Origin of the sequence: Rubripirellula amarantea, assembly GCF_007859865.1 — a bacterium.
Classification (GTDB): Bacteria; Planctomycetota; Planctomycetia; order Pirellulales; family Pirellulaceae; genus Rubripirellula; species Rubripirellula amarantea.
Genome location: NZ_SJPI01000002.1, coordinates 660,965 through 687,009, shown reverse-complemented (window position 1 = coordinate 687,009; position 26,045 = coordinate 660,965). Strand labels below are relative to the sequence as shown.

Here is a 26,045-nt window from a genome sequence, read left to right as displayed (position 1 = left end):
TGCGGGGGCGAACAGACGTCGGGGGCTGCTTCAGGTTGGTGGGAGCGTGAGGGTTGTGCGGGCGATGGGCAGCACGGGGGGCTCGCATTATAGCGGGAAATGAAAGATGACGCGTTACCGTTCTTAGGGCCAAAGTAGGTTTCAGGATGAAGTTCGCTTCCCCGATCGTGTCCCCCTGAAAACACAACATGTTCCAAATTTCGATCACCGATGATCTTGCCGCCCTGCTCGCTGATAAGGTGACCTGGGATCGACTCGCTGGCGGAGTACCGTTTCGGCAGGCTGCTTGGTTGGGTGCTTGGTGGGACACGTTTGGCGAAGATTTGCAAGCCAATGTCGTGGTCGCCCATGATGAAAAGGGCGAACTTCAAGGCATTTTGCCACTCTATCGCACCCCGGATTCCGGAACGGGCACGCTTTCGATGATCGGCGATGGCGAAGCCTGCAGCGACCATGTTTCGGTGTTGGCGTCGGGCCCGCACTGCGAAGCGATCGCCTACCAAATGGGTCTTGAGCTTGCATCGCGAGCGACATGTCCCCAGTTCGGTTGGAGCGTTCTGGATATCGACGGGGTGGTCGAAGGCGACGCGGTCATGTCCGCCTTTGCGAGCGGCTTGAAAGACGGCGGTTCGGCTTTGCACGCAAGTTCACGCATGAGCATCTGGTACAAACCAGCCGATGCATCGTGGGATGAACATCTGAAACATTACGGGAAGACTCAGCGACGAAAGATGCGTCGCTCGATCGAGCTACTTCAACAGAACGACGAGTACGAAAAGCGAGTGGCTTCGAATCCGGCCGAGGTCGAAGTGTTCTTGAATCACGTGATCCGCATGCATCAGCGTCGTTGGAACGAAGCGGGTCAGCCCGGCAGCTTTGCGAACTTGAAGTTTCAAACGTTCATCCACGAAGCGGCTCAAAAGTTTTTTGCCGATGGCCAATTGTACGTTGCCAACCTACGGTACCAGGACACGGTGATCGGTGGTGAACTGAACATCGTTGGCACCAACCGCATCATGTACAGCTACAGCGCTGGTTTCGACACCGACTATGAGGCACAGGAACCAGGCCGGTTGTTGTGTATCGATGCTCTGCACGAGCTTTATCGCCGGGATCTCGTGGGCTTGGATTACCTTCGCGGCGATGAGAAGTACAAGGAACGTTTTGCGACCGAGCAGCGTCGACTGTTCCGCGTGCGTGCCATCGCACCGACCATGTTCCCGCGTTTGAAGCATGCGGTATGGTCGACGGGGTTTGAAGTCAAACAATGGATGCGTCGACGCACTGGCCGGGTCGAGATTGCGGTCCAAGACCCGACTTCTCTCGGGCAAGCCCCTACTCTTGGGCAAGCACCGCCGCTTGAACAAGCACCGCCGCTAGAGCAAGCGAAGACGCCTGGTTGATCGAAGACGACTGGTTGCCTGTATACGCCGGGGTGACTGTATACGCCTGGGTGACTGTAGACGCCTGGGTGATCAGAGACGAATGAGTAATCGCAGACGAATGAGCAGGAGAAGACGCCTGGGCATGCGACGGCGAGAAGTCGATCTTCACTCGCGCTGATGAACGGGCCCCCTGCTTCACGCGCCGATGAACGGGCACCTTGCTTCACGATCAGGCTTCTAACGACATAGCGTGAACGCAAACGCGGTGTTGGCGAATGCGATTAGCGAATGCTCTTTGTCGCTGGCGCGGTTGCGATCTCAACGGTGGGTCCCACGAAAACGACTGGTTGATCGGCTTGCCATGCTTTGGCGATGTCCACGATCTCGGTGAAGTCGAATGGGTTGGCGACGGGATTCGAAAGGGCGTTGATTGGATCGGCGGCCGCTTCCACTGCTTCGGCTCGGGCGAGCAGTTTTTCACCTGCCGATGCGATCTTCTCTTTCTTCGCTTCGACTGGCAGAGATTCGGCGATCGAGATCGCAGCTTGTCCGATCACGGTTTGGCCTTGGTTAACGATCTCAGCCAACCCGCTACCGAGGACGCTCAGGTCCATCGCCGGTGGAACTCGGTTTGCCCAGCGGCTGATCGTTTCAAACGCGAGGGCGATCTTTGCGTCTTCGAGTTGTTGCTCGCTGGTCTTGGGCTCGACAAACGCCTTCGCGTTCACGGGTTGTTGCGGTTCGACGAAGGCTAGGGCATCGACCGGTTCCGCGCCGTTGGGGGCAACGGGCGTTGCGACGTCTTGGCCTTGGTCGCTGAAGACTTCCTTACCAGTCCAAGCGATGTACTGGGACATTGAATCCGCGATGGGCGATTCAACCAGTCGTGATTGTCGATTACAGAAAGGACGCCGCGTGCTGGCAAAGTAGCTCCATAGTTTGCGATCCTGTTGAGTCAGATCGTAGGGCAGATAGTCGTCAGCGATGGTTGCGATCACTGGACCGCCACCCACACGCGGATCAATTCGCACGACCTCAATGCCGACTTCGCCGTCTGCCGGTTGGGATGCGGCGGGCTTGCTCGGTTCGGATGAGGGCGTAACCACGTCAGCGTTTGTCATGACGACGCTGCTTTCTGTCATGACGACGCTGGGTTCTGTCATGACGACGCTGGGCCCGAAGCTGGCTTCAAAGTGGTCGCTCGAACCCACCGGCATTGCCTCGCTGACTTCAACCTCACCACGGTCGACCAAATCCGCAGCAATCGGTTCCACATCGAGTGGTTCCATTGTCGCGATCTGCTTTAATCGCTCGTCGATCGAGCTGACCCATTGGTCGACCAACGGAGTGGACTGCGGTTTCGGCGCCAAGTGCCGCTGCCACCACGACAGGAAACCATCCACGCGAGCGAGCTGAGTCGTGGCGGCGTCCAGGCTGACCTGGGGTTCAATCATCGCGAACGGCTCGACGATCTGTTGCACTCGGATGCCGACTGTGCCCAGCACTGCACTGGCAAACGCCGAGGTCGAGTGATTGGAAATTCGTTCGGCGGCCATCGTTGGCAGCGGACACGAATCATGAGTTCCCCAGCTACACGTATCCCGGAAACTAGGATTGTCGTCGAGACTTACGTCGTTGCTTGGCTGGTCGCGATCGGTGATGCGATCCACGATGCGATCCACGATGTCGTGGCCGTTAAGCATTGGAAAGTCGATGACGGGCGTCATCACTGTGGCAGCGGTCTCTAGACCAGAGACGTCGGCGGCTGAGACAACAGCGTTCAACGGCACGAGTGATAGAACGAGACTGGCAATCTTTGCAGACCAATGCTGGCGAAGCGTGAAACGAGTCATTCGTGATCAATCCTTTGACTCAGTAGCAAGCGACGGCATGTGCGTTGAGCGGTCGCGGTTGCAACTGTGGCAGGTCGGTGTTTTGGCGGGGGTCCCGATCGGCCGTACTCGAACGAGCTTCGTGCTGTTCGAGCGAATGAGTGCGAAACGTTGCCGGTCAGGCAAGTGAAGTCGGCCAGGGGACATAGTTGGCTATCGGCGACAGTTGCGTTTGAGCTTACCTAAGGGCTTAGGAAAGGGCTCGCGAATGACCACGACGGTTGCGATTGTTGCGGTATTGTCGATGATCCCTGCACGCGATTGCGGTGGCGTGTTAAACTGGTTCGGGATCACCTCCATTCCTTCCTTCTACGCTGATGGCACCATGCAAAGTCGACGCTCCTTCCTTCAAGCCGCTGCGATTGGCACTGGTCTTGCCTTTACGCGATCGCACGCGTTTGCCGATCGCACGGAAACACCGTGGTTACGACGCACCCTCAAGATCGGCATGATCGGCGGAAAAGGTAGCCTTGAAGAAAAGTTCACGATCGCACTCGAAGCCGGCTTCGAAGGTGTCGAGATGAACGTTCCGGGCACGGATGTTGAGTCAGCCAATGCGGCGGCGGAAAAGACTGGTCTTATCATTGACGGCACCGTCGGCGGATATCACTGGGAAGTACGACACACCGATCCGGACGACGCGGTTCGCGCTGATGCGCTCACGAAACTTAAAGCCGGTATCCGGGAGACTCGTGCGATGGGTGCTGACACGATGCTGTTGGTTCCCGGTCATGGCAAAGACGGTACCGCCGAAGAAGTCTATTCACGCGCGGTCGCCGCCGTCGAAGCTGCTCTTCCGGTTGCCGAAGAGAACAAAGTAGCGATCCTGATCGAGAACGTTTGGAATCACTTCCTGTACGATCACGATGGCGGTAGCGACCAAACTGCGGAGGATCTTGCCAAGTTCATTGACCACTTTGATTCGCCACTGGTGGGCGTTCAATTCGACATCGGCAACCACTGGAAGTACGGCGATCCGGCCGCGTGGATTCGCACATTGGGCTCACGCATTCAAAAACTCGACATCAAAGGATTCTCGCGAGGAAGCGGTCAGTTCACCAAGATCGGCGAAGGAGACATCGATTGGGCATCCGTCGAAACCGCGCTGCATGACATCCAGTTTCAAGGCTGGTTGGCGGCGGAGGTTCAGGGTGGAGACCTGCAACGTTTGAAGGAAGTGGTGAACAACATGAACGCGGCGTTGCACTGCGATGAGGTTATCGCCAGTGCCCGTTAGTGACTCTGTTCATGTTTCGGTCATGCCAGATGAGATCGTGCACTGGGTCAGCGAGATTGATCCCAAGACGATCGTCGATGGCACTTATGGTGGTGGCGGGCACTCCGACTTACTGCTGAAGAAGTTGCCTGATGACGACGTGCGCATCTTTGGGCTTGACCGTGACCCCGAAGTGAGCGAACGCGTTGATTCGCAACCGCACGATAAGCGATTGACTGTTTTCCTAGGCAGCTACGAAGCAACGCCGAAAGCCATGGCGGCGATGGACGCCGATTCGATCGACGCGATGGTGTTGGACCTGGGACTTTCGAGCGACCAATTGGCGGACCGTTCGCGAGGGTTCAGCTACACCGAGGATGGACCGCTTGATTTGCGTTTCGACCCGGAAAACGGGCATCCCGCGTATGATTGGTTGGCATGGAAGAAAGAAGAAGAGATTGCCAACGCGATCTATCAATTTGGTGAGGAACGCTACAGCCGCCGAATCGCTCGAGAGATCATCGCGCGACGTCGTAAGGAAGATCCAGTCAAGACCGTCGATCAACTTGTTGATGTTTGTCGACGGTGTGTGCCACGAAGCAAGAACCACGACATCCATCCGGCGACTCGAACGTTTCAAGCGCTACGTATCGTGGTCAACGATGAACTCGGAATCCTGACGCGTACGCTTGCGGCGGCGCCGGATTGGCTTCGCCCCGGCGGTCGCATGGTCGTGATCAGCTTTCATTCGCTCGAAGATCGGATCGTCAAGAACGCGTTTCGTGACGACGAACGCTGGAACATTTTGACGAAGAAACCGCTGCGTCCAACCGATGCAGAGGTCGCAGCGAACCCGCGAGCCAGAAGCGCCAAACTGCGAGTCGCCGAGCGAGTTTAACTGCCGGCCAGTCTTCGTCATCAGAACGAAGACCGGCGGCGAAAACTGATGGCGAAGGGCTGACGGTGAATGGTTGGACGCTGACTTCCTGGCCGCCGTTGGCCAACGCTTAGCTTCACCAACATTGCTTCTAGCACTTAGCTGCTAGAACTTAACGGCGATCACTTAGCGTCTAGAACTCAACGTCGATCACTCAGCGTCGATAACTTAGTGTCGACAACCTAGTATCAATGGCATAGCTTCCCATACCAAGCGTCGTTGACCTCGCACGTAGCGTCGGTCACTTGGTCGAGACATCTCGCACCGTGTTCCATGCTACCTTCGGCTCGTTATGCTCGCTGACCGCGATGGCGATCCAACCGTCGCGAAGTTCCATCTGGCTGATCGCGAGACCTTCCATTGACGGATGCTGAACCAGTGCGGGCAGCGTTAACGGTAGCGGTCGGTCAGCCGAAAGCACCTTATTGAAGATTGCTCGCACGGGAAGTCGTTCTCGCATCGACATGTTGGGACCGCTAATTCGCAGATGTCCATCGCGGACCAGCGACGCTTGCAATCCGTTCGCCTCGGGACGATACAGGGCTCGCACGATGAAGTTGGTCAAACGAAGGCTCTCACCTCGCTTCAGCTTGGTCACTCGAAGCGTGATCCACATTTTTCCATCTTCTACTTCGACGGTGATCGGACGAGTCCGAGCGAACTGGATCACCACATCATCGGGGACATCAGCAGGTATCTCAATGGATTGTCCGAACATGTCGGCCGCATGAACCGCCACATCGCTGATCGACATCGGTTCTTCACGAGGAACAAGCTGTTCAAGCGTGTTATTGATGGCGGATTGATGAGCCTGGACACTCATCAAACTAGTACGTGGAGCGCGAGGCCGCGGAGTGAACGCTGCGAGTTGCCAATCTCCGGCAAGGCGATAGCGTGCGACCAATCGCTGCTCGGTCGTTTGCATGTCGATGACTTGGGGATCAAGCTTCATACGACCCAACGGTCCGAGGACCATCTTGCTAAGCTTCTCGCTAGCGATGTCCACCTGTTCGTCCAACTTGGTGTCAACTTCGCTTGCAACTTGGCTACGAATTTGATTGCTAACGATCCGGCTGGATGCGGGTTTCATAGAATCGAACTTGTTGTTCGCATAGCTGCGAACCAATGCACCCACGAGCGGCCAACCATCGTACTGCGAACGAATTCCTCGCAGCTTGGTGCGACCTCGAACATCGACGGCAACATTGCCCAGGGTAACTCCTTCACGAGTCACCAAAATGGGTGCGTTGGCGACAAAGTCACTCGACCCACTGGTTCGAATGGCTACCGGACCGCTCTTTCCCGTCGTCAACGAACTGACGTTGCCCAACGTTTGCAGATTGAGCGACCAGTGTTGGGCTGTTGGATTGAGCGAAACTTGCAGGTCACTTTTGATTTGTGAAATCCCACGTACTTGGCTGCCCAGAACTTGGGTGCGAACCGGAACGGTCTTTGGTTCAACGCTTGGCAATAAGCGATTGAGCATTGCTTCACTCATCGCCAGCCGAACGTTCGCGTTGCGATAGTGCGTGTTGAGTGAACCGGCGACATTGCGAGCGTGGTCGCGATCGGCAAATCGAAGCGTTTGCACACTTCCAGCGATGTCGATGGCGGCCAGGTCGATGGCGTCGGATTCCTGACGTTCGATTTGTCGCAGCAACTCGGCGTAGTCGATCGCTTGCGCAGTCCACGGCCGAATCGCATCGGCGAGACGTTGCACGGACGGACGGCTGAGCCAGAGCAATTGGTCGCTATCAAGGGCGTGCCAATCGAGTCGCGAAAGCACTCGCTGGGCAACCACCGAACGGTCCATCGTGGCATTCAATGCGGCACGGTCGAGGTCTTCCAACAGCAGGTAATCCGCCCACGTTTGACGATCCTCGCTAGCAGCCACGTCGCGACGCACTGCGGCGATCGCTGCGTGAACCGACGATGGGGACGCTTCGCTGCTTTTCCAAACGATACCGTGCCGGTTCGAATCGCTCGCTTGATTAAGTTCGCTAATCGGTTTCCATACGGAAACGCGACGATTCAGGGCGTGTGCGACTCGCAGCATGTTCATCTGCGTGTCGCGATCCTTCACCAATTCCGCAGAACGAAGTCCGTCGAGAGCATAAGTTTCGAGCTGTTCAATCAGTTCAGCCGCGGCAGGATCTCCGAGACGTGTTAGCAACTGCAATGACTCAACCGACGTAACGATGCGATCCGTCCAGCGAGCGATCGCACTGACATCGTCGCCAGCGGTGTACTGAACCGTTTGGCGCAACGTGTCGATCTGTTCCATCAAGCGAGGCGTCTGCGGCCAACCGGCGGGTGAGGTCGCCGTTGGTGTTTCCGATGGGGCGGGTTTGGCGAGCACTTGCACGGACTTGGGCAACATCGACCTACGCGGCGTTGTCGTTTCCAACACCGATTTTTGGTTCCTCACGTTTTGCGGCAACAGCTCAATCACACCTTCAGGAATCTCGGTGTTTAGCGACGCCAGCGTTGCAGGCTCGACGACTAGCGTTGGTTCTCGACGGCGAAGGTGCGCCAAGGCACGAGTGCCAATCGCATTGCTGTTGACCGAAACCTTGCCGGCGCCGACGTTGTCCGAGTGCGATCCGGTCAGATCCAAGAATCCTGCGTGTTGACGCATGGGTGAACCGAACGTGGTTTCACCAATCACTCCGCCGGCCCATTCTTGACCAAGCAAGTTGATCAACAGACGATCGATGGTGGACGCGGACTCGTCATTGACTTGCGTCAACGTGTTCGACGCGAGCGGAGCGTTGACCATTCCGGCGAGTTCGTAGTTCTCGTTCCGTATTGGCGCTAGGATACGATGGTCCGCCCCAATGAAGGTGTCATCATGAGAGCAGGTCTTGTTGGCCGCCCATGCGTTGACCAGCGGTTGGTCGCCCAGCAGATCGCTGCGACGCTGAGCGAGCCATGCCGACAATCCGCTGGTGCCCGCAAACGCACCGATTCGCGGTGTATGGATCTGGATAAAACTGATCGCGGTGATCGAAGCAGACGCTATCAACGGCCAGACCAACAACTTGCGTTTGATTTCCTTACGCATCCTACAACTTCTTCCATGAATATGAGAGGGAATTTGTGCATCCCGAAACAAACGTTCGCCCCCGGAGTGAAGAGGCGTTTGCCCACCGTTCGACGCGGAGAGAGCCAAGGAAAACCGTTCCTGAGCGATGACCACGCGGGTTGCTTTCATAGTGATCGGTCGAACAGCCATCAGTATCGAATGCAGACGATTAGCTTCCCCCGACCGCCAGAAGTTCTTTGATCGCGCGAAGTTCTCTGACCGTTATTACCCGTGCAGCCCGGCGGGGGGCCCGGACCCTTTGGCGTATCCAAGCCGTCACAGATCGCTTGATCGCGTTATTCGCAACAGAACGCTGGTAAAATTGCCAACGCTAGTCTCCCTGAAATCCGTCTGAGTAACTATTCTTCCCCCATGAACTCAGCATTATCAGGAAAGATTTTCGTCGCCGGCCATCGTGGAATGGTTGGATCGGCGCTGTGCCGGCGTCTTGAAGGAATCGACGGCGAAATCGTAACGGCGACCCGAAATGAGCTGGACCTGACGGATCCGGCGGCCACCAGTGCGTTCTTTGCCGATCACAAGTTCGACGCCGTCATTTTCGCCGCAGCCAAAGTTGGCGGAATCGTGGCTAACAACACCTTTCCGGTTGAGTTTTTGGCTGACAACGTGCTGATGTCGGTTTCGGCCATCCGAGCCGCCCACGAAACCGGCGTGAAGCGGTTCTTGTTTCTAGGTAGCACGTGCATCTATCCGCGCGATTGCGCTCAACCAATCGTTGAAGAATCGCTACTGACCGGTCCACTTGAATCCACCAACGAGGCCTACGCGCTGGCGAAAATCTCGGGGCTGAAATTGTGCGAGTACTATCGACGCCAATATGGAGTGTTGTTCCATAGTGCGATGCCGACCAACTTGTACGGTCCCGGTGACAATTATCACCCCGAACACTCACACGTATTACCCGCGTTGATTCGTCGCTTTCATGAAGCCAAGATCAACGGTGACCCCAGCGTGACGATTTGGGGAACCGGATCGCCGCGTCGCGAGTTTTTGTACGTTGACGATTTGGCCGATGCGCTGGTTCACCTTGCATCACTCGATAATCCGCCCAACTGGGTCAACGTCGGCACGGGCGTTGACGTGACAATTCTTGAGGTAGCAAAATTGGTCGCCAAGACGGTTGGCTACGATGGCGCTATCGAGACCGACCCTTCGCGTCCAGACGGTACACCCGTCAAATGCACCGATGCGACGAAACTCCATGCCACCGGGTGGAAACACCAAGTCGCTTTGGAAGAAGGCTTACGTCGGACCTATCAATGTTTCTTGGCTGAAACTCAAGCCGGCGAACTGCGTTCTGTTTAGCGTTGTTCATTTCTTTTCATCTTGCTCCTAAAATCCCAACGACATGTCTAAATCCGCACTCATCACTGGCATCACCGGCCAAGACGGAAGTTACCTCGCCGAGTTACTGCTTTCCAAGGGATACCTTGTCCACGGACTCGTCCGACGTAGCAGCACCTTTGCGACTGAGCGAATCGAGCATATCTACCAAGACGTGCACGAGAAGGGAAACATGATGTTGCACTACGGTGACCTGACTGATGGCCAGGCGCTAAGCAACTTGGTGTTGGACATCGAACCCGATGAAATCTACAACCTCGGTGCCCAAAGCCACGTCCGCGTTTCGTACGACCAACCGGTTTACACTTTGCAAACGGTTGGAGTAGGTGCGTTGAATGTGCTCGAAGCCGCACGCCTGCTGAACAAGAAAAAGCAAACGAAGGTTTACCAGGCCAGTAGTAGTGAGATGTACGGCGACGTTCTTGAAACGCCTCAAAAAGAAACCACGCCGTTCAACCCTCAATCGCCCTACGCGTGTGCCAAGGTTTACGCATTCCACCAAACCGTGAACTACCGACGCGGTTACGACATGTTCGCCAGCAACGGTATTCTGTTCAATCATGAATCAGAGCGTCGTGGTGAAACTTTCGTCACACGAAAAATCACTCGCGCCGCAGGCCGCATCAAGGTCGGCATGCAAAAGAAGCTGTATCTTGGAAATCTTGATGCCAAACGCGATTGGGGTTACGCCAAGGATTACGTCGAAGGCATGTGGCGCATCCTGCAACACAGCGAACCAGACGACTTTGTGCTAGCGACCGGACGCACCGAATCGGTCCGAGATTTTTGTCGGCTCGTGTTCGAACAACTCGATCTTGACTATCAAGACTTTGTCGAAATTGACCCACGATACTTCCGTCCGGCCGAAGTGGATTTGTTGCTCGGCGATGCTTCCAAGGCTAAAGAAAAACTGGGATGGACACCGGCGACCGACCTGGAAGAACTCGCTCGCATCATGACCCAGCACGACCTGGAACTAGCCCAACGCGAAGCTCACGCCAAGAGTTTTGTCCCAAGCTGACCGAAGGCTTGTCTATCGCGCAACGACCGAGCGTTGCATTGGAACGCCAAGCGTAAGGCACCGGTGCAGTGTGCCTAGAATCCCAGCAATGCGTTACTGCAATGCGTTCCAGCAATGCTTCGTCGCCAAGCGTTTCCGCATCGCTTTTTGCAAAGACAACTAGCGCTCGTGATAGTGAGTTGGAAACTCACTTGATCGCTATCACGCCAGTCGGTGCAACCGGCGAGTCACCCATTCCATCGTCAACACCGTGGCGATCAACCACAACAACGCAGCGTTTCGCCGGGTGTTGAAATCCAAGTCCGGAGTGCCGGGCAGGATGGTCGTTTGCGGTTGAGGCCGCAACCAATTGCTGAGTTGCCCAGTCAGCGATTCGTCGGTCACGTCATCGTTAACCGGCAAGTACTCGCCACCAGTGACGTTGGCAAACTGCTGCAACTCGATGTCGTTTCGTCGTGGGCGTTCCAATTCGATGGTCGGCAATCGCACCTGAACGCTTTGCCGCAACACCTGTTCGTCCAAGGCGTCGCCAAGCGTCAAGCGAATTTCGTAGCTGCCAGCCTCGCGTACCAAGAAGCGACCACCATAGGTGCCAGCACGCGGTTCCCCCTTAAGCGGCGTCAGCATCACATCGTCGATTCGACCGCCGGGGCCCAGCACTTTGGCTTGGACTTCTGGCACATCCAACGGCTCAAATTGCTCGTCGGTGAGCACCGCGCGAACCGTAATCGTGTCGCCAACCATCGCTCGCGAGGAGTCGACCAACAACACACCTCGGTTGCTGTCGCGAAGCAAACGCCCCTCACTGACCCACCGAACCAGCTTCGTGTAGTACGAATCGAAGTACGCGTCGCTAACGCCGCGTAGTCGCCACATTTCGCCACTGCCTTGAAAATAAACGCGTCCAGCACCATAGAACTGAGACGCCATATAGATCGGTAGCGACCCGTTGAGTTCGGTGGTCGGATCCGAGAAATAACCGTAGACCTTCGCGCCGGGCTTAGGTGACTTAGCATCGACGAAGTCAAAGACACCGCTGAAATCTTCCCAGACCTCGAAGCTTTCTTCGGGTGAAGGAGCGATCCATAAAAATTCGGCTCTCTGAGATTCCGGCGTTAACTTTATCGGCCACGCATTCTCGCCGCCTTGCCGTCCACCGGAAAGCAGCGGAGATTGAGTCGACAAGCTGACGGGAAAAAAACTTGCGATCTTGGCGACTCGCGGATCGGTTCGTTTGCGAATCCATTGAGGGTGGTACACCGGGCCCGCGACCAAGATTAAACCGCCGGCCTGTTGAGCCAACCAACGTTCAAGCAGATCGAGTTCTTCGATCTTCAAGGCTGACCAATCCGGATCGAACATCGCGATCACGTCGTACTCAAATAGTTCTTCCGCCGTCGCTGGAAACTCAGCAACCAAGGCATCAGCATCCTGACTCATTCCGGGTTGGCCAGTTTGCAGCCACGCACTCAGCTCAATGGATGGATCCCGGTACAACAAGTTTCGAACGAAACGGTACTCTCGAGTGGGTCCACCCGCGATCGCCAAAACACGCAGCTTTCGGGAAACCACTTCATAGCGTGCGCTGCGCTGGTCATCGCGTTGGTTGCGGTCTTCTGCTGGCGCAACCACTCGTATCGACAAACGACGACGGCCAACGGATTCGGGTTCAATCTCGAACCTGACCCCCGACAACGTTCCATCATTGCTAATGGTCACTCGTTGCGAATCGACGACCTTTCCCGATTCGGCATCGTCATTTTCGTCACCCGTGCCCGAATCCAAACCGTCGATCAATTGCACTTCGACATCCAGAGGCTTCGCCCCACTAGCTTGTAACACTCCGGTTACGGCAAATCGGTCGCCCGGGTAAACGCGTCGCGGAGCGTCGAGGTCGACAACCCGAACATTGGTTGGTGCGTCGCTGCTTCCCAATCCGACCGTGTAGATCGCTACCTCACTTCGACGGGCCGCTGCAACCGCCGCCGCTGCATCGCTGCCACCATTGGCCTGGCCATCACTCAGCAATACGATCCCCGCCAAGGTCGCCGGATCGTGATCAGTTAAAATCCCGCGAATGGCGTCACCGATGCGGCTCTGTGGATCCGTAGCCGCGATTGCGTCGGACCAATCATCAACCTGGATCGTTTCCGGCAAAGTCGCGTCGAGGTCTTCTTCGTCCGGTTCGTCCGTCGAGGCGAGCGATGCACCGCCGAAGATTTCGGCTAAGGATTGTTGTGAACGGACCGAGGCTACGCCGCCAAGAATGGTGATTCCGATGATCAGGCAAACGGCTGACCCGAGAATCCACCAACCCAACGTCGAAGCGGCCGGCTGTGAACTCGAACTCGAATTCGAACTTGAACTCTTTGAGACCGCGCCGATTAGCAACGACAAGACGGCCAGGATCACCCCTAAGGCAATTAACGAGGCCGCGAAAATGGCGAGCGAGGATCCTTCGGGCACCGATTCTTCCGTCTGGTCCTGGTCCGTTGTTTGCGAGCCGCCGATAGACTCGATGATGGTCGGTTCCGCTTCACCGCCAAAGGTGTAGATCGACACGCGATGCTGTTCCTTAAGCGTATCGAGCCAATCGGTTTGTGCGAGGATCGTTTCAGCTCGCTCGGCTCGACTCTGGCTGGTCAAGTTGCTTGACGACGGCAGCGACATACTTTGGCTCGTGTCGACCAAAACCGCGACCTCGCTCGGCCGCGTGATCAGTCGTTGGGTGCGTCGCTGCAATTCAAAGAAGAAGAACACCAAAGCCACGATCGTCGTCAAACGCAGCAACAACAATGCTGCGCGAACGGGACGCGACAACTCGCTGACGTCGCGACGATAATAACGCACGCAAACAAACAACAGCGCCGCGAGCGAGCCGACCAACGTTGCCCACAACCACCAACCTTCCAAGGTTGCCGCTCGAGCAAATTCATAAACCACTTGTCGTTCGCTCATAGTGCGGATCCTCGTGTGGAAACCGTAGGTGACGACGCGACAGCAGGCTTGCTGTGATAACTTGCCCAGTACGCCAACGCTTGCTCAGCGGCCAACATTAGGCCTAGCAACCCCAGCAAGAACAGCATTAACGTTGACGATCCGGCGACCTGATTTTCGTCGCTCCAAGCATCACTGCTCACGAACTTGACCTCCGTGGGCAAAAGGCTTTGTGATATCTCAGCGGAACTAGCACGTTTTAAATCGCTTTCGCCAATGCGGATGACACCGACCGTCGGCGATACCTCCGTCGACCCATCGCTGCGGATCAATGACCATTCCGAAATGCCCGGACGCAGCCAGTCGTCGACGTTCGATTCGCCTTCGATGACCATTTCCTCGGGGGCAATTTCAAATCGCAGCGTCGGTTCGGATGCTCCTTCGGACTGCGTTTCAACCGCGTTGATGTCGATCGAAACGCGAGGCGGTTCGTCGGTGGGTGGCACATAGGCAGCGTCGCCGGTGTACTGACGCACCGAAACGACTCTCGTGAGCGGCTCGTCAACGTAGCGGCCTGTCGGAGGTGACGCGCCGCTCCACAACATCGCATTGGTCTGAAGCAGGAAAACAACAAAGGTGGGATCGCCGGGCCAGTTTGTCCATTGTCCATCGAGTCCCGCCAACACCGTGACCACGCGTCCGCGTCCAACGTCGTGTTGAATGACAAACGGCAGCCCGTCGGCACGATCGAGTACTCTACGAATCGGTCCTTTGTTACCTGAGTTACTTGTTCCGCGAGTCCCCGCACTTGCCGAGACGTTCGATTCTTCGTCCGCCGTTGCTTCAGCCGAGTTTTCGAGATTAGTTCCAGCATTCGGGTCGGCATCTAGCTCGGCTTCAAGATCCAAGTCCCACGATTGAGTCAGTCCAACCAACGCGAATGCTGCTTCGCCCGCAGATTGCAACGGTGACAAAAGCGTTTGCGAAGCTTCGCCCAGTTGAAGGTCGGCCTTATTTTTCACCGCCCCGTCATTACCGACAGGAACGATCTCGGTGAGTAAGCCTGGCAACAATGTCCGCTGATCGCCCAGCAATGATTCATTGTACGACGTCGCGCTGACCTCGCTTCCCAAGAACATCGCCAAGCCACCGCCGCGTTGGACGTACCGCTGTAACGCTTCGGCTGTGTTTCGATTGATCTCAGGTAAATCCACTAAGTAGATCGCGCGATAGGCAGCCAACGTTTCCCAGGTGGCGGATCGTAAAAAGGAGGGCGGCTTGACGTCAGGAACGGCGCCGATGCGAACTTGCGACCCAGGATTTAGAACACTGGCAACGTGATAGGCACTACGTCCTTGTAAGTCCCCGCCGGATTCGTTGCTGACGATCAGCACCTTCTCGGCATCGGTGAGCGGCAGGGTACATGAACGCGTATTGTCGATCTTCAACGAATCTTCCGGCAACGATACTTCCACCGCATGCGTGCCGGTTTGCGTAATGAAAACTTGGAAGCTCTTGGTGACTTGACCGCCCGGCGGCAATGATTCGATCATCATCGTCGGCAACGACTCCACCGTGCCGCTGTACTTGCGAGTCGCATCGACGCCGATGACGTCATCACCGTATCGAATCACTCGAGTTTGCAGCGGGACGTTCTTCGCTGGTGACGCCGAAAAGTTCTTGACCGTCGCGTTCACCACCACGGGAACACCGGCCACCCAAACGTCCTGAACTGGCGTAAGGTCGGTGACTGCTAAATTTGCCGATGGGGTCGCAGCACAGTCGATCATTCGTATCGCAACCCCAGCAGGCATTTTTCGCAGCGATGCGGCGAGACGTTCGGCAGATCCCCAATCACGCTCGCGAAAATCGCTGGCGATGTAAAGGTAAGTGGTATCGGCCGGTGTCGACGAAATCAGTTCGCTTGCCAAGTCTAGCGCCGCGCCGATGTCAGTGCGAATCGGCGATACGCTCGTCGACATCACTCGGTTGATCAACTTGCCATCGCCGGAAATGGTCTGGGCTGATAAGTCGGCTGCGGTATCACCCGATTCGCTTCCGGCGCGGACCGTCATCGCCGCCCGACTCGCCCGCATCACCGTCAATTGATGATTGCCTTCGTCTGCCACCAATCGCCGTGTTAGGTCTTGCAAGGCACCCAGCGAACGACCGTAAGCAGTCGCAGCTAAGCCAGTGTTGTCGACCATCGGAGTCGACGCGAAACTTGAATCGCCCATCGAGTAGCTGTCATCGAGAATCACAACGTGATGCGTCGTGGTGCCTCCGAGCATTTGCAGCGCTCGCCCACCACCGGTCCAACCGCACAACATCGCCACCAGGAGGGCCGCAACAGCGATGCGAGACAACAGGAGCAACAGTTGACGCAGACGGATCCATTTTTTTTGCTTGCGATAGCTTTGCAGCAAAAAATCCATCGCCGCCCATTGTCGACGTCGGTGTCGAAGCATGTTGATCAGGTGAACCAACAGCGGCACGGCGACGAACAGGAAGCCGATGGTGAGAGCGGGATAAAGAAACAACGAAGGCCAGCGCGATTTCGAGGACCGATAAGCAGAATGCTACCGCAGTTTATCACCGTCCGCGTGCTGTGTCATAGGCGACTTAGCTGCGCCGCCTCATTCGTTGTCATTGCGACCAACTTCTCGTTGCGAACGAGGTCATTGAGGAACAGTGGGCGAGTCATCGCGGCAAGAGTTGCGACGAGTGATGACCCAGCGGCACAAGAGGATGCCTCGAAACGACGGTTGCTGAAACAATGGTTACTGAAACAACGGTTACTGACACAATGGTTGCTGACACAGTGGTAGATGCGATCCCGTCGCAACGTACACACGTCAGTCGTAGGTTCCCCGGCCCCGATCGGGTGAAGGTCTTGGGTCGAGTCAATGCACTGAATCGGCTACCGGCACTGAATCGGCTAACAGCACTGTGTGACCGACCCGTCGACTATAGGACCGCCCCAACGTGATACCGCGGCGATCGCCCCCGGTAGCAGCCGACGGCTCTCGTTCAGAATACCGCCAGCTCGTTTGCCGCCAGCTCAGATTCCTGAGCGGACGACTCCAACGGCAACGCCGATCACGTGAGCGTTGCGAACGAAGATCGGTTCCATCGTCGAATTAGCCGGTTGCAGGCGAATGTATTCACCTTCGGGGTACCAAAACTTCAACGTCGCTTCACCCTCGTCCGTCTGGGCGACCACCATTTGGCCAACCTCGGCGTGATCTTGCTTTTGAATCACGACATAATCACCGTCGGTGATGTGCGCATCGATCATCGAATCGCCAGAGACTTGCAAGATAAACCGGTCATCCTTGAACAACATTTCACTGAAATCCATCAGTTCATTTTGTTCAAGCGCCAACGTGGTTGGGCCGGCAGCGACGACACCTGCCATTGGCAACGAATGTCCGTTGCGGTCCGCAGCGTGCGTCAACTCAATCGCGCGTGACTTGTTAGGACTGCGGGTAATCAGTCCCTTGCGCTCTAATGCTCGCAAGTGACACATCACACCATTAGGACTTTTAATGCCGAAGTGCTCTCCGATCTCTCGAACGGTAGGTCCATAACCGCGCTTGACGATCAAGCCCCTAATCATGTCGTACACGTTTTGCTGTCGGTCGGTCAGTTGGCTGGACATAGGTTCGTTCCTACGAGTGGGGGGCGGCCATCACCGGTTCGGTGCCGTCGATTGTACCACACGCTAAACACACGTCCATACCCAATTGAGTAGTTTCGTGTATGCAAAGACAGGTGATGTCTCAAAATCCGCACATTCGCAGACAAACTGTTACACAGAAACGTGACATCGCGGCACATAGGTAACAATCATATACAAGTGGATCTAGATAGTACAGTTATGACAGCAAATGTTAACATTCCTGTCATGCACTTTATTAACCTTGGCCGCTGACCGGCGAACGCCTGTCCGAAATAGCTTTTGTTTAGCATCTTGCCTCGTAAAGTCTCCATCGCTAGGCTGTTGAGCCTTCAAATGCATCTGGGAGCTGACGGTATTTAACCCAACGCGTGCCCAAGATGTCCTACATGATGACCTTAACCGGGTAAGCGCTGAATGCTGATTGATTCCCATCACCACCTATGGAAGTACTCCGTCGAAGAATACGGCTGGATTGGCCCGGGCATGGAAGTGCTGCAAAAAGATTTTTTGGCAGCAGAGCTCCGCGAGGTATCAGCCGCCAATGGCGTGACCGGATTTGTTTCGGTTCAAGCTCGCCAAGTCATCGAAGAAACGACCGCACTGATTGAAATCGCAGCCAACGAGCCGTTGATTAAAGGTGTTGTCGGATGGGTTCCGCTTGCCGAAGCAAACGTTGGCGAGGTGCTGGACCGTTTCGCGGATTCGAAGTCGAAGATTCTTAAAGGGGTGCGTCATGTGATCCAAGGCGAACCTGTTGAAGCCCAGTTGCTGAACAAGGACTTCAATCGCGGTGTTGCCCAGTTGGCAGACCGAGGTTTGGTGTACGACGTCTTGATCTTTGCCAACCAACTTCCCGCCACGATCGAGTTTGTTCGCCATCACGCAGGCATTCCCATGGTCCTTGACCATATCGGCAAGCCAACCATTAAGAGCGGCAAGCTCGATACCGAGTGGGAACAAGGCTTTCGCGAGCTCGCCAAGGAACAGCACCTGATGTGCAAGTTCTCGGGTGTGGCAACGGAAGTCAAAGATGCAACCTGGTCGATCGAAACCATCAAACCTTACTTCGCCATCGCGCTTGATGCTTTTGGCATCGATCGCCTCATGTTTGGCAGCGATTGGCCGGTGTGTTTGTTGAAGACCGGCTACGACCGTTGGCTCGCGACCGTCCGCGAGCTTGCGGCGGATCTTTCCGCCGACGAACAACAGAAACTGTTCGCTGGCAACGCCACTCGGGCTTACAACTTAGCTTAAGCTGTATTTGCATTTGACCGCCGGCCAGGGTTTTCGCGCTGGCCCGAGCGTCTGATTTTCCAATCGTCGTTTGCCAACGATTGGCTCGGACTGTCCCTCCTGATTCATCTCACACCTTCAACCTTTAAACGTAACTCATGCGTGCCATCCAAATCTCGGACGTCAAAACTCTCCGGTCCATCGAAATAGACGAGCCCAGTGCTCCCGGCGCTGGCCAGGCGCTAGTGCGAACGCACCGCATGGGCGTGTGCGGAACCGACGTCAGTTGTTACCTCGGCAAGTTCCCGTTCTTTGATTTCCCGCGGATTCCAGGACACGAACTCGGTGTCGAAGTGATTGCCGTGGGCGATGGCGTAACGAATGTGAAAGCCGGCGATAAGTGCAGCGTCGAACCCTACATGAACTGCGGGACGTGTTATGCGTGTCGACGAGGCGCCATCAACTGCTGCCAGAACCTTAAGGTGATCGGTGTGATGACCGATGGTGGTTTGTGCGAGTCGTTTCTGGTCCGTGCAGACAAATTGCATACCTCGACGAAGCTTAACTACGACCAACTCGCTCTCGTCGAGACATTGGCGATCGGATGCCACGCCAACGACCGAGGCAACCCAACCACGGGTGACCACGCGATGATCATCGGAACCGGGCCGATCGGTTTGGCGACATTAGAATTTGCACGTTTGACCGGTGCGTCCATCAGCGTCATGGACATGAATCCCGATCGTTTAGCATTCGTCGAAAAGAACTATGGCATCACCAACACGGTGTTGTTCAAGGGCGACGGCAGCGAAGTCGAGCGGATGAAAGAAATTACCGACGGCGACATGTACCAAGTCATTACAGACGCGACCGGCAACAAACATTCGATGTCGGGAGCCCTCGCCTATCTCGCGCCAACCGGATCACTGGTTTATGTCGGGATCACGACCGAAGAATTGTCGTTCAAGCATCCAGTGATGCACCGTCCAGAAGCTTCGATCTTGGCGTCGCGCAATGCCATGCCGGGTGACTTCACTCGCATCATTGGGCTGATCGAAGACGGCACGATCAACACGGATACCTGGATCACGCATCGCACGAGCTTCACGGATGTGTTGAAGGACTTCGAATCCTTTACCAAACCAGAAACCGGCGTCATCAAGGCCATCATCGAAGTCAGCTAACGGCGCTAACGACGGAATGATCGCCCGCTGGTGGCTGTCCACTGGTGACCATCCACTGGTAACAATCCGCTGCCGCCGACTCGATATTGACCTATCCCTTGCGAACGCGATGCGGTTCCTGCCTCGCTTCATTCGCTTCTTTATCTCGCTTTCACCCTCCCACTCTCCTCTCAGACAAAGAAACCTCTCCTTATGACTAAGAAATGCGTAGCACTGGGAATGCAACCCAGCTTTGGATTCGGCGACCGCACTGGACTGGCAACCCCCGGCCACGTGGCTTCGATGAAGCGTTGTGGCGAAGGCATTGCCGCGATCTATCCTCAACAATCTATCCGCGAGATGACTCGCACCCAGCGCACGCCGACTGAGGTCATGGACGACGCTATGAACGCGGCGGAAGCGGCCGGTTGGACTGGTCCCATCGGCGCCGATGCCGATCACTTGAAGGTCCCCAACGATGTGGACGTTACCGCAGCGGTAGGATTCACCTTTTTCACGATTGACCCGTCCGACGACGTTGACCAAAAGGCGGACGATTACGACGAAGCCACGCTTCGAGAGAAGTTTGCGTCGTCCAAGAGCGATGCCAGTTGGTACGACAAGTACTTGGGCAAGTCGATCAAGCTGGACACCGGCACGGTCATCGACATCAACGAAGAAGCCTGCATGAGAGCGGCCGTGAAGTATGGCAAAGCGATCTCGCGAGCTCTTGAACTGGGCGACTACATCAAGCAAGTGAACGAGAAGGCTGGCAACGATTATGAAATCGAATTGTCGGTCGACGAAACCGATCAGCCCACCACCTTGGCGGAACACTACATCATCGCCGATCAAGTTCTTAGTGGCGGCATGAAGCTGGTTTCGCTGGCGCCTCGTTTCATTGGACACTTCGAAAAGGGTGTCGATTTCAAGGGCGACCTCAACGCACTCGAAGCATCGTTGAACGATCACGCTGCGATCGCAAAGTCGCTCGGACCCTACAAGATCAGCCTGCACAGTGGCAGCGACAAGGTTTCGATGTACGGTTTGTTGGCCAAGGCCACCGGCGGTTGTTTCCACGTCAAGACAGCGGGCACCAGCTACCTTGAAGCCCTTCGAGTGGTGGCTCGCCACGACAGTGCCGCGTTCCGCGAGATCATTGATTTCTCGCGAGAACGTTACGACACCGACAAGGCCACGTACCACGTTTCAGCCACCCTGGCGGACGCTCCGACCACAGACCAAGCCGACGATAAGACGCTTGAATCAGAGTACCTTGAAATGTGGGCTGACGTTCCCGTTGGCAAAGGCTTCACCAAACCCGGTCGTCAGATCTTGCACTGCACGTTCGGTTCCGTCCTGACCCACGACAAGTACGGCAAGATCGTTCACGACTGCTTGAAGGCTCATCCGGATACTTACATCGAAGTTCTGGACGATCACTTCGGCCGCCACCTCGACGCACTCCGCAGCGGAATGTAGCCAGCGGAATGTAGTCAGCGGGCTTCGAACCGGTGGGTTTGGGACCAGTGGGCTTTGGACAAGTGGGCTTCGGACAAGTGGGCTTCGGACAAGTGGGTTCGAATTGAGGAGACACTGGATTGGTGCATGACTGAGAAGTTCGACGCGTAAGACGCATTGCTATCGCCGCGTCGAATGCTCTTTTCTTGCACCGAACACCCCTATTTCGGCACCAACTAGACCGCCGACAAAACCTCCCGTTCGACCCACCTTACCCAGCTCGCCATTGATCACCTTTGATGGCGATGCTTTCACTGGCTCGCTTTTCAAAACGGCGAGTTCTGCAGTTGGGATTTCGCTCACGATCGCGCATATTGGTTGGCTTTCCGTTGACCAATTCAGGGATGGTACAGCATGGACGCGATTCTGCGCGGCGAGCCGATGATCGGCTTCGGCCGAGATCCGCTCAACCCGTATTCGCCCCGGCCTCTCGAAGCCGTGGGAGCGAAGTCGACGCGTCGTTTGAAGGACCGTGTGACCGAATCCTGTCCGCGGGTGCCGGGTGTCTACGGGATGCTCGATCGCAAGGGCGAATTGATCTACGTTGGCAAAAGCAAGTCGCTACGATCGCGATTGCTCAGCTACTTTGCCGAATCCAACAAGAAGGAAAAGGGCGGCCGGATCATCAGCGCCGCTCGCGCGATCCAGTGGGAAACGCAACCCAGCGAGTTCGCATCGTTGTTACGCGAGATGCAATTGATTCGCCAGTTCTCGCCGCGTTGGAACGTGCAGGGTGTGCCTAAACGCCAACGCCCCGTCTATTTATGCTTGGGCCGTTCGCCAGCAACATTCTTCCTGGCACCGTTACCACCGGAAGGCTGCATCGCCGCCGAAGGGCCGTTCTTTGGCGTCGGTCGGATGAAGGTCGCCGTCGATTCGTTGAACAACGTTTTCAAGCTACGTGATTGTGGACAAAAGCAAGTGTTTCGCTTTGCCGAGCAATTGCAGTTGTTCGAACTCGATCATCGCCCGGGTTGTTTGCGAGTCGAGGTGGGAACGTGCTTGGGTCCGTGCGCTGCAGCTTGCACTCACCGCGAATACGACGTTGCCGTAAGCGCCGCCGAAAGCTTCATGGATGGCTTTAACAACGAACCCCTTACGACCTTGCGAGATCAGTTCGACAAAGCGATGAAGAACCGGCAATACGAACTGGCCGGTCGCAATCATACGATGATCGAATCTCTGGAGTACGTCGAACGCAAGCTCACGATGCTCAACAGCGCTCGCCGAAAGTACTCGTTCGTTTATCCGGTCGCCGGTTACGACGGGTGTGGAATCTGGTACTTGATTCACAGCGGCGAGGTGGCGGACGTGATCGCGGCACCTCGCAACGAAGCCGATCGACGCTCGCTGAGACCCACGATGAAACGCTGGGAGAAACTCATGCAGACTCAACTGACTCGCGGCCATGGCCCCTTTGCGCACACCTTACCAGTGGTGGCGTCATGGTTCCGCAAGAACAAGTCCGAGCTAAAAGAAAAAGCCGTCTCACCCGCGAAGGCTTCTTGAAATCGAACCTTCTCAATTCACTGGCATCGGGAACCGAGCGAATCTTGGCGAACGCAGAAAACCGAACGATCGCGAGGGCGGCGGCTTTGGTGTATATCACGCTGAGCTTAATCACGCTGAGCCCAAGTAATGCTGGGCCTCAAGTAACGCCGAGCCTCAATCGCGTTAGACCTCAATCGCGTTGGGGCTCAATCACATCCAGCCAGGTTCAGCGAACCACTATCGCTTGCGAGTCTGACGCGTTGCGACTTTCTGGTTGATAGGCTTCACGACGAACACTTTGGGATCATCGACGATGAACTCGGTGCTCCAGCGGCGACCATCATCCGCACTGCACACGTTGTAGAAGAACGTTCGGAATCGTTCACAGCGATAGTCGTAGGGAAATTGGCTGGTGATGTAATCGTCCTCGGTCAAATCATCCACGCCGGGCGATGCGTAGTAGTGAACCATTCCATCAGGCGTGACACTCATGCCCAACGTCCACCATCCGGTCGTCGTGATTTGAGGGCCACGGAAATCGCCGCCGCGTTGGTTGCTGCGAATTCGCAAGTAGGCGTAGTCAGCATCTTTCTTGGTTTGGCTCTTGCTTTCGAACTCGACGAACATGCCGGGCCAGTAAACTTCGTTGCCCATTTCGCGTTTGGTGCGTTTGAAGATCCCGACGCCAACTTCCTTGTCGACCATTGCAGTGGTTTCAAGTGCAAGTCGGAAACCAAAGTGAGGTCCGCTGCGGTTTTCCCAGGTCTCCACAGGTGGGAAGAAAACGCGAGTCGTCACGCTAGGAACTTCGCTGACGTTGATCGTTCGCTTCAAGCGATATTGAACGTTGGCAACAAAGTCATCCTGTTGCATCTTGTTGCTGATTCGACCGGGTATGCCGGTGTTGAGCGTCTTAAGCAACAGAGCGCCTTCGCTGCCTTCGAGTCCGCCCTTGGGAGTGGGGACGCGTTTAACAACATCGGGGTGACCGCGTTTGATCCCTTCGTACCAGCGACCATTGGTGCTGCGACCAAGCGGGCTACGCTGATTCTCGTCGATCTCTTCGCTGCTCTTGGGGTCGCGAGGGACGTAGGCCCAATTGGGATCCTCGAAGTCATCCGCAACGCCGACAATTTCGGATCCAGTACCGGGCACGACCGGGCGCTGCGCGGATGCGTTCTGGGCTACGGTGGCGGCAATGGTGAGACTGCCTACAACGACGAATATGCTTTTCAACGACCTGCGCATGTTTATCCAATTCCTGTCCAATGAATGTTCAGGAGATCGCAGCGCTGATTCCACCGAGCGCACGCGTCCTCCGCCCTCCAGACGGAATAATCGGCACATTCGCCATCGGCCTTGAGCCGTTCGTGAAAGCGAACGAATTGCGTTGCCGGCTGAGGCTATTTCGGCCTGTACCGGCGACATGCGTTGGGTCGGGAAAAAAGCACCGCTTGGATCATCAAGGCACCCGAGCCACCGGGCCGTTGTGATCGCTTTTCGAGCCAGCTCAGTGAATTCGGGCGATGCCGCAGATACGAATCTATATCGAGATCCGACGCTCTACCGTGATTTCCCTGGCTATGCCGCTGGAGTCATCATCGAGTTGGGGCGAAATGACGTCGGCATGCTTTCGCGGCGAATTCCGTCGCTGCCGTAGAAGATGACCTGCTTTTTATGGAAGTCGCAGATCGCGGTTAGTTTCACGCTTCGAGGTCCATGGACGCAAAAGTAGACTCCCGCAACCTTGCCAGCTCGGATCACTTCTCGCTGAGTCATCGGAAACTGCCCAGAGATCAAAGATCCAATCTCGCACAAACGTTCTTCGATTTGAACGCATAGGGTGGCGAAGTCCATCGACTTTGGCGTCAGACCAATCATAGGTACCGTCAACTGTATGGTTTGTTATGCGACCCAGGACGACTCGCGTTAAGAAAGACCATGAGGGGGGACGTTCCGGTGAGTCCAGCAGGTTGGACTGTGGCAAAAGTGACGTGTGGTTTGTCGCTCGAACCGGTGATGGATCCCTCAGGCTGCTACGGTATCGGCCCGGTCCCACGCCAAAATTAGCACCTGAAAAAAGTCTCAAGCTGCTCTGAACCAATTCGCGGTAAGCCGTACCGTTTGTGCGGCTTGGTCCACGCGAATGGTTTTTGTTCGTCCGCGCAAGGTTTCACATCGACCGATCATGACGATGACGCCGTTGGCAAGGGCGTTACGCCAGCGACTTTGACCAGATCATTTTGACAATTGTCAGCTAATTGCCTTAAGCACCACCGCTTTGGATTTATTCAATCCTTCGGTGGCGACTTCCAACGCGTCGCGTTTCCAATACTCGGGATTGAACAGCTCCAACGAGAACACGCCTTGAAAGCCGTTGTTGACCAATCGCTGGATAATGTTGGGCAAGTCACAAACGCCATCGCCGGGAAACACCCGGTCTTTATCGGCGATCGTATCGAGTCCCGGTTCCGCTGGATAATCGTTGATGTGAAAGCAATGCATCTTGGACGCTTCGATCATGCCTAACGATTCAAAATCGTTTCCGCCTTTGTAGATGTGATAGAAGTCGGGCAGCACACAAGCTTTCGCGTGGGCCGCCGCAGTTGAAACGTAAGCAAGTTCACCCAACGTGTGCAGTGTTGGTGAAAAGCCCCAAAGTTCCAATTGCGGATACACAGCCATCTCGTCGCCCACTTCGCACAAGGCGCGATACCGCTGGGCGATCACCGGCAGCGATGGTTGAGGCAGACCTGGTTGATGGGCGCCGATCGGTGGAGCCGCGATATGGTTCCCCCCAAGCTCTCGCACCAATTGCATATCGCGACGAGCCTCGTCGAGTCCCGCTGCGCGAGCCTTGTCGTCATCCACAATCCAATTCGCAAACCCTATCGCGCTAACCACCTTCAATTTGCGATCATCGAGTTGCTTCTTCAAATCTGAAACCTTGCCACCACCTTCGACGAATCCGCGGACATCACGAATCCACGGTTCGATTCCGTCGTAACCTGCGTCCGCAGCAACATCGATCTGCTCAGGCACCGAAAGTTGCTGGCCACGTAGAGTGCTTGTGTTCAGGGCAAACGTTACAGGGAAAGGCCGCGACGAATCGGCTTC

The 26,045-nt window shown here is 55.9% G+C and carries 17 protein-coding genes; 9 read left to right on the top strand and 8 right to left on the bottom strand.

Annotation, left to right across the window (positions count from 1 at the left end; translation table 11 throughout):
• The first annotated feature begins 188 nt into the window (after nt 1–188).
• On the top strand, nt 189–1,403 hold the full coding sequence (locus Pla22_RS15845) for a GNAT family N-acetyltransferase (RefSeq protein WP_146515807.1): 1,215 nt from the start codon (nt 189–191) through the stop codon (nt 1,401–1,403).
• A 263-nt stretch (nt 1,404–1,666) separates the two neighbouring features.
• On the opposite strand, the gene Pla22_RS15840 is transcribed toward Pla22_RS15845, so the two are convergent.
• On the bottom strand, nt 1,667–3,238 hold the full coding sequence (locus Pla22_RS15840; protein WP_146515806.1) for a hypothetical protein: 1,572 nt from the start codon (nt 3,236–3,238) through the stop codon (nt 1,667–1,669).
• Between the two features lie 247 nt (nt 3,239–3,485).
• Here Pla22_RS15840 and Pla22_RS15835 point away from each other — a divergent pair, with 247 nt between their 5' ends.
• Nucleotides 3,486–4,514 (top strand): sugar phosphate isomerase/epimerase family protein, encoded by a 1,029-nt coding sequence (locus Pla22_RS15835; protein WP_242632091.1) that lies wholly within the window; start codon nt 3,486–3,488, stop codon nt 4,512–4,514.
• The gene (rsmH, locus tag Pla22_RS15830; protein ID WP_146515805.1) at nt 4,489–5,391 is read left to right on the top strand and encodes a 16S rRNA (cytosine(1402)-N(4))-methyltransferase RsmH; all 903 of its coding nucleotides are present in this window, start codon (nt 4,489–4,491) and stop codon (nt 5,389–5,391) included. Before Pla22_RS15835 ends, rsmH begins: the two co-directional genes overlap by 26 nt.
• A gap of 280 nt (nt 5,392–5,671) precedes the next feature.
• Here rsmH and Pla22_RS15825 read toward each other — a convergent pair whose 3' ends face one another.
• Complete coding sequence (locus Pla22_RS15825; protein WP_146515804.1) at nt 5,672–8,494, bottom strand: hypothetical protein; 2,823 nt, start codon at nt 8,492–8,494, stop codon at nt 5,672–5,674.
• Nucleotides 8,495–8,887: 393 nt separating this feature from the next.
• On the opposite strand from Pla22_RS15825, the gene Pla22_RS15820 reads away from it, so the two are divergent.
• Both Pla22_RS15820 and gmd read left to right on the top strand, forming a co-directional pair.
• A complete protein-coding gene (locus Pla22_RS15820) occupies nt 8,888–9,841 on the top strand; it encodes a GDP-L-fucose synthase family protein (RefSeq protein ID WP_146515803.1) in 954 nt (317 codons plus the stop codon).
• 43 nt (nt 9,842–9,884) lie between these two features.
• Nucleotides 9,885–10,901, top strand: coding sequence for a GDP-mannose 4,6-dehydratase (gmd, locus tag Pla22_RS15815; protein WP_146515802.1), 1,017 nt, complete (start codon nt 9,885–9,887; stop codon nt 10,899–10,901).
• A gap of 201 nt (nt 10,902–11,102) precedes the next feature.
• Here gmd and Pla22_RS15810 read toward each other — a convergent pair whose 3' ends face one another.
• From Pla22_RS15810 to lexA, 3 genes are all read right to left on the bottom strand, one after another.
• Nucleotides 11,103–13,859, bottom strand: a complete 2,757-nt coding sequence (locus Pla22_RS15810; RefSeq protein ID WP_146515801.1) for a VWA domain-containing protein — start codon at nt 13,857–13,859, stop codon at nt 11,103–11,105.
• A complete protein-coding gene (locus Pla22_RS15805; protein ID WP_146515800.1) occupies nt 13,856–16,378 on the bottom strand; it encodes a BatA domain-containing protein in 2,523 nt (840 codons plus the stop codon). The genes Pla22_RS15810 and Pla22_RS15805 overlap by 4 nt, the downstream gene beginning before the upstream one ends.
• A gap of 521 nt (nt 16,379–16,899) precedes the next feature.
• On the bottom strand, nt 16,900–17,499 hold the full coding sequence (lexA, locus tag Pla22_RS15800) for a transcriptional repressor LexA (RefSeq protein WP_146515799.1): 600 nt from the start codon (nt 17,497–17,499) through the stop codon (nt 16,900–16,902).
• Nucleotides 17,500–17,934: 435 nt separating this feature from the next.
• Here lexA and Pla22_RS15795 point away from each other — a divergent pair, with 435 nt between their 5' ends.
• The 4 genes from Pla22_RS15795 (at nt 17,935) to Pla22_RS15780 (ending at nt 22,946) form a co-directional block, all read left to right on the top strand.
• Nucleotides 17,935–18,774, top strand: a complete 840-nt coding sequence (locus tag Pla22_RS15795; protein ID WP_146515798.1) for an amidohydrolase family protein — start codon at nt 17,935–17,937, stop codon at nt 18,772–18,774.
• A gap of 137 nt (nt 18,775–18,911) precedes the next feature.
• Nucleotides 18,912–19,937, top strand: coding sequence for a zinc-binding alcohol dehydrogenase family protein (locus Pla22_RS15790; RefSeq protein ID WP_146515797.1), 1,026 nt, complete (start codon nt 18,912–18,914; stop codon nt 19,935–19,937).
• Between the two features lie 192 nt (nt 19,938–20,129).
• Nucleotides 20,130–21,398: a tagaturonate epimerase family protein gene (locus Pla22_RS15785; protein ID WP_207310394.1), complete on the top strand. Its 1,269-nt coding sequence runs from the start codon at nt 20,130–20,132 to the stop codon at nt 21,396–21,398.
• A 393-nt stretch (nt 21,399–21,791) separates the two neighbouring features.
• Complete coding sequence (locus Pla22_RS15780; RefSeq protein ID WP_146515796.1) at nt 21,792–22,946, top strand: GIY-YIG nuclease family protein; 1,155 nt, start codon at nt 21,792–21,794, stop codon at nt 22,944–22,946.
• 219 nt (nt 22,947–23,165) lie between these two features.
• On the opposite strand, the gene Pla22_RS15775 is transcribed toward Pla22_RS15780, so the two are convergent.
• From Pla22_RS15775 to Pla22_RS15765, 3 genes are all read right to left on the bottom strand, one after another.
• Nucleotides 23,166–24,164, bottom strand: a complete 999-nt coding sequence (locus Pla22_RS15775) for a hypothetical protein (RefSeq protein WP_242632090.1) — start codon at nt 24,162–24,164, stop codon at nt 23,166–23,168.
• A 345-nt stretch (nt 24,165–24,509) separates the two neighbouring features.
• Nucleotides 24,510–24,809, bottom strand: coding sequence for a hypothetical protein (locus Pla22_RS15770; RefSeq protein WP_146515794.1), 300 nt, complete (start codon nt 24,807–24,809; stop codon nt 24,510–24,512).
• Nucleotides 24,810–25,181: 372 nt separating this feature from the next.
• On the bottom strand, nt 25,182–26,006 hold the full coding sequence (locus Pla22_RS15765) for a sugar phosphate isomerase/epimerase family protein (RefSeq protein WP_146516547.1): 825 nt from the start codon (nt 26,004–26,006) through the stop codon (nt 25,182–25,184).
• Nucleotides 26,007–26,045: the final 39 nt, after the last annotated feature.

Coding starts and splice junctions, on each gene's coding strand:
- Pla22_RS15845 (WP_146515807.1), top strand. CDS start 189: ATGTTCCAAATTTCGATCACCGATGATCTTGCCGCCCTGCTCGCTGAT.
- Pla22_RS15840 (WP_146515806.1), bottom strand. CDS start 3,238: ATGACTCGTTTCACGCTTCGCCAGCATTGGTCTGCAAAGATTGCCAGT.
- Pla22_RS15835 (WP_242632091.1), top strand. CDS start 3,486: ATGACCACGACGGTTGCGATTGTTGCGGTATTGTCGATGATCCCTGCA.
- rsmH (WP_146515805.1), top strand. CDS start 4,489: ATGAGGTTATCGCCAGTGCCCGTTAGTGACTCTGTTCATGTTTCGGTC.
- Pla22_RS15825 (WP_146515804.1), bottom strand. CDS start 8,494: ATGCGTAAGGAAATCAAACGCAAGTTGTTGGTCTGGCCGTTGATAGCG.
- Pla22_RS15820 (WP_146515803.1), top strand. CDS start 8,888: ATGAACTCAGCATTATCAGGAAAGATTTTCGTCGCCGGCCATCGTGGA.
- gmd (WP_146515802.1), top strand. CDS start 9,885: ATGTCTAAATCCGCACTCATCACTGGCATCACCGGCCAAGACGGAAGT.
- Pla22_RS15810 (WP_146515801.1), bottom strand. CDS start 13,859: ATGAGCGAACGACAAGTGGTTTATGAATTTGCTCGAGCGGCAACCTTG.
- lexA (WP_146515799.1), bottom strand. CDS start 17,499: ATGTCCAGCCAACTGACCGACCGACAGCAAAACGTGTACGACATGATT.
- Pla22_RS15795 (WP_146515798.1), top strand. CDS start 17,935: ATGCTGATTGATTCCCATCACCACCTATGGAAGTACTCCGTCGAAGAA.
- Pla22_RS15790 (WP_146515797.1), top strand. CDS start 18,912: ATGCGTGCCATCCAAATCTCGGACGTCAAAACTCTCCGGTCCATCGAA.
- Pla22_RS15785 (WP_207310394.1), top strand. CDS start 20,130: ATGACTAAGAAATGCGTAGCACTGGGAATGCAACCCAGCTTTGGATTC.
- Pla22_RS15780 (WP_146515796.1), top strand. CDS start 21,792: ATGGACGCGATTCTGCGCGGCGAGCCGATGATCGGCTTCGGCCGAGAT.
- Pla22_RS15770 (WP_146515794.1), bottom strand. CDS start 24,809: ATGATTGGTCTGACGCCAAAGTCGATGGACTTCGCCACCCTATGCGTT.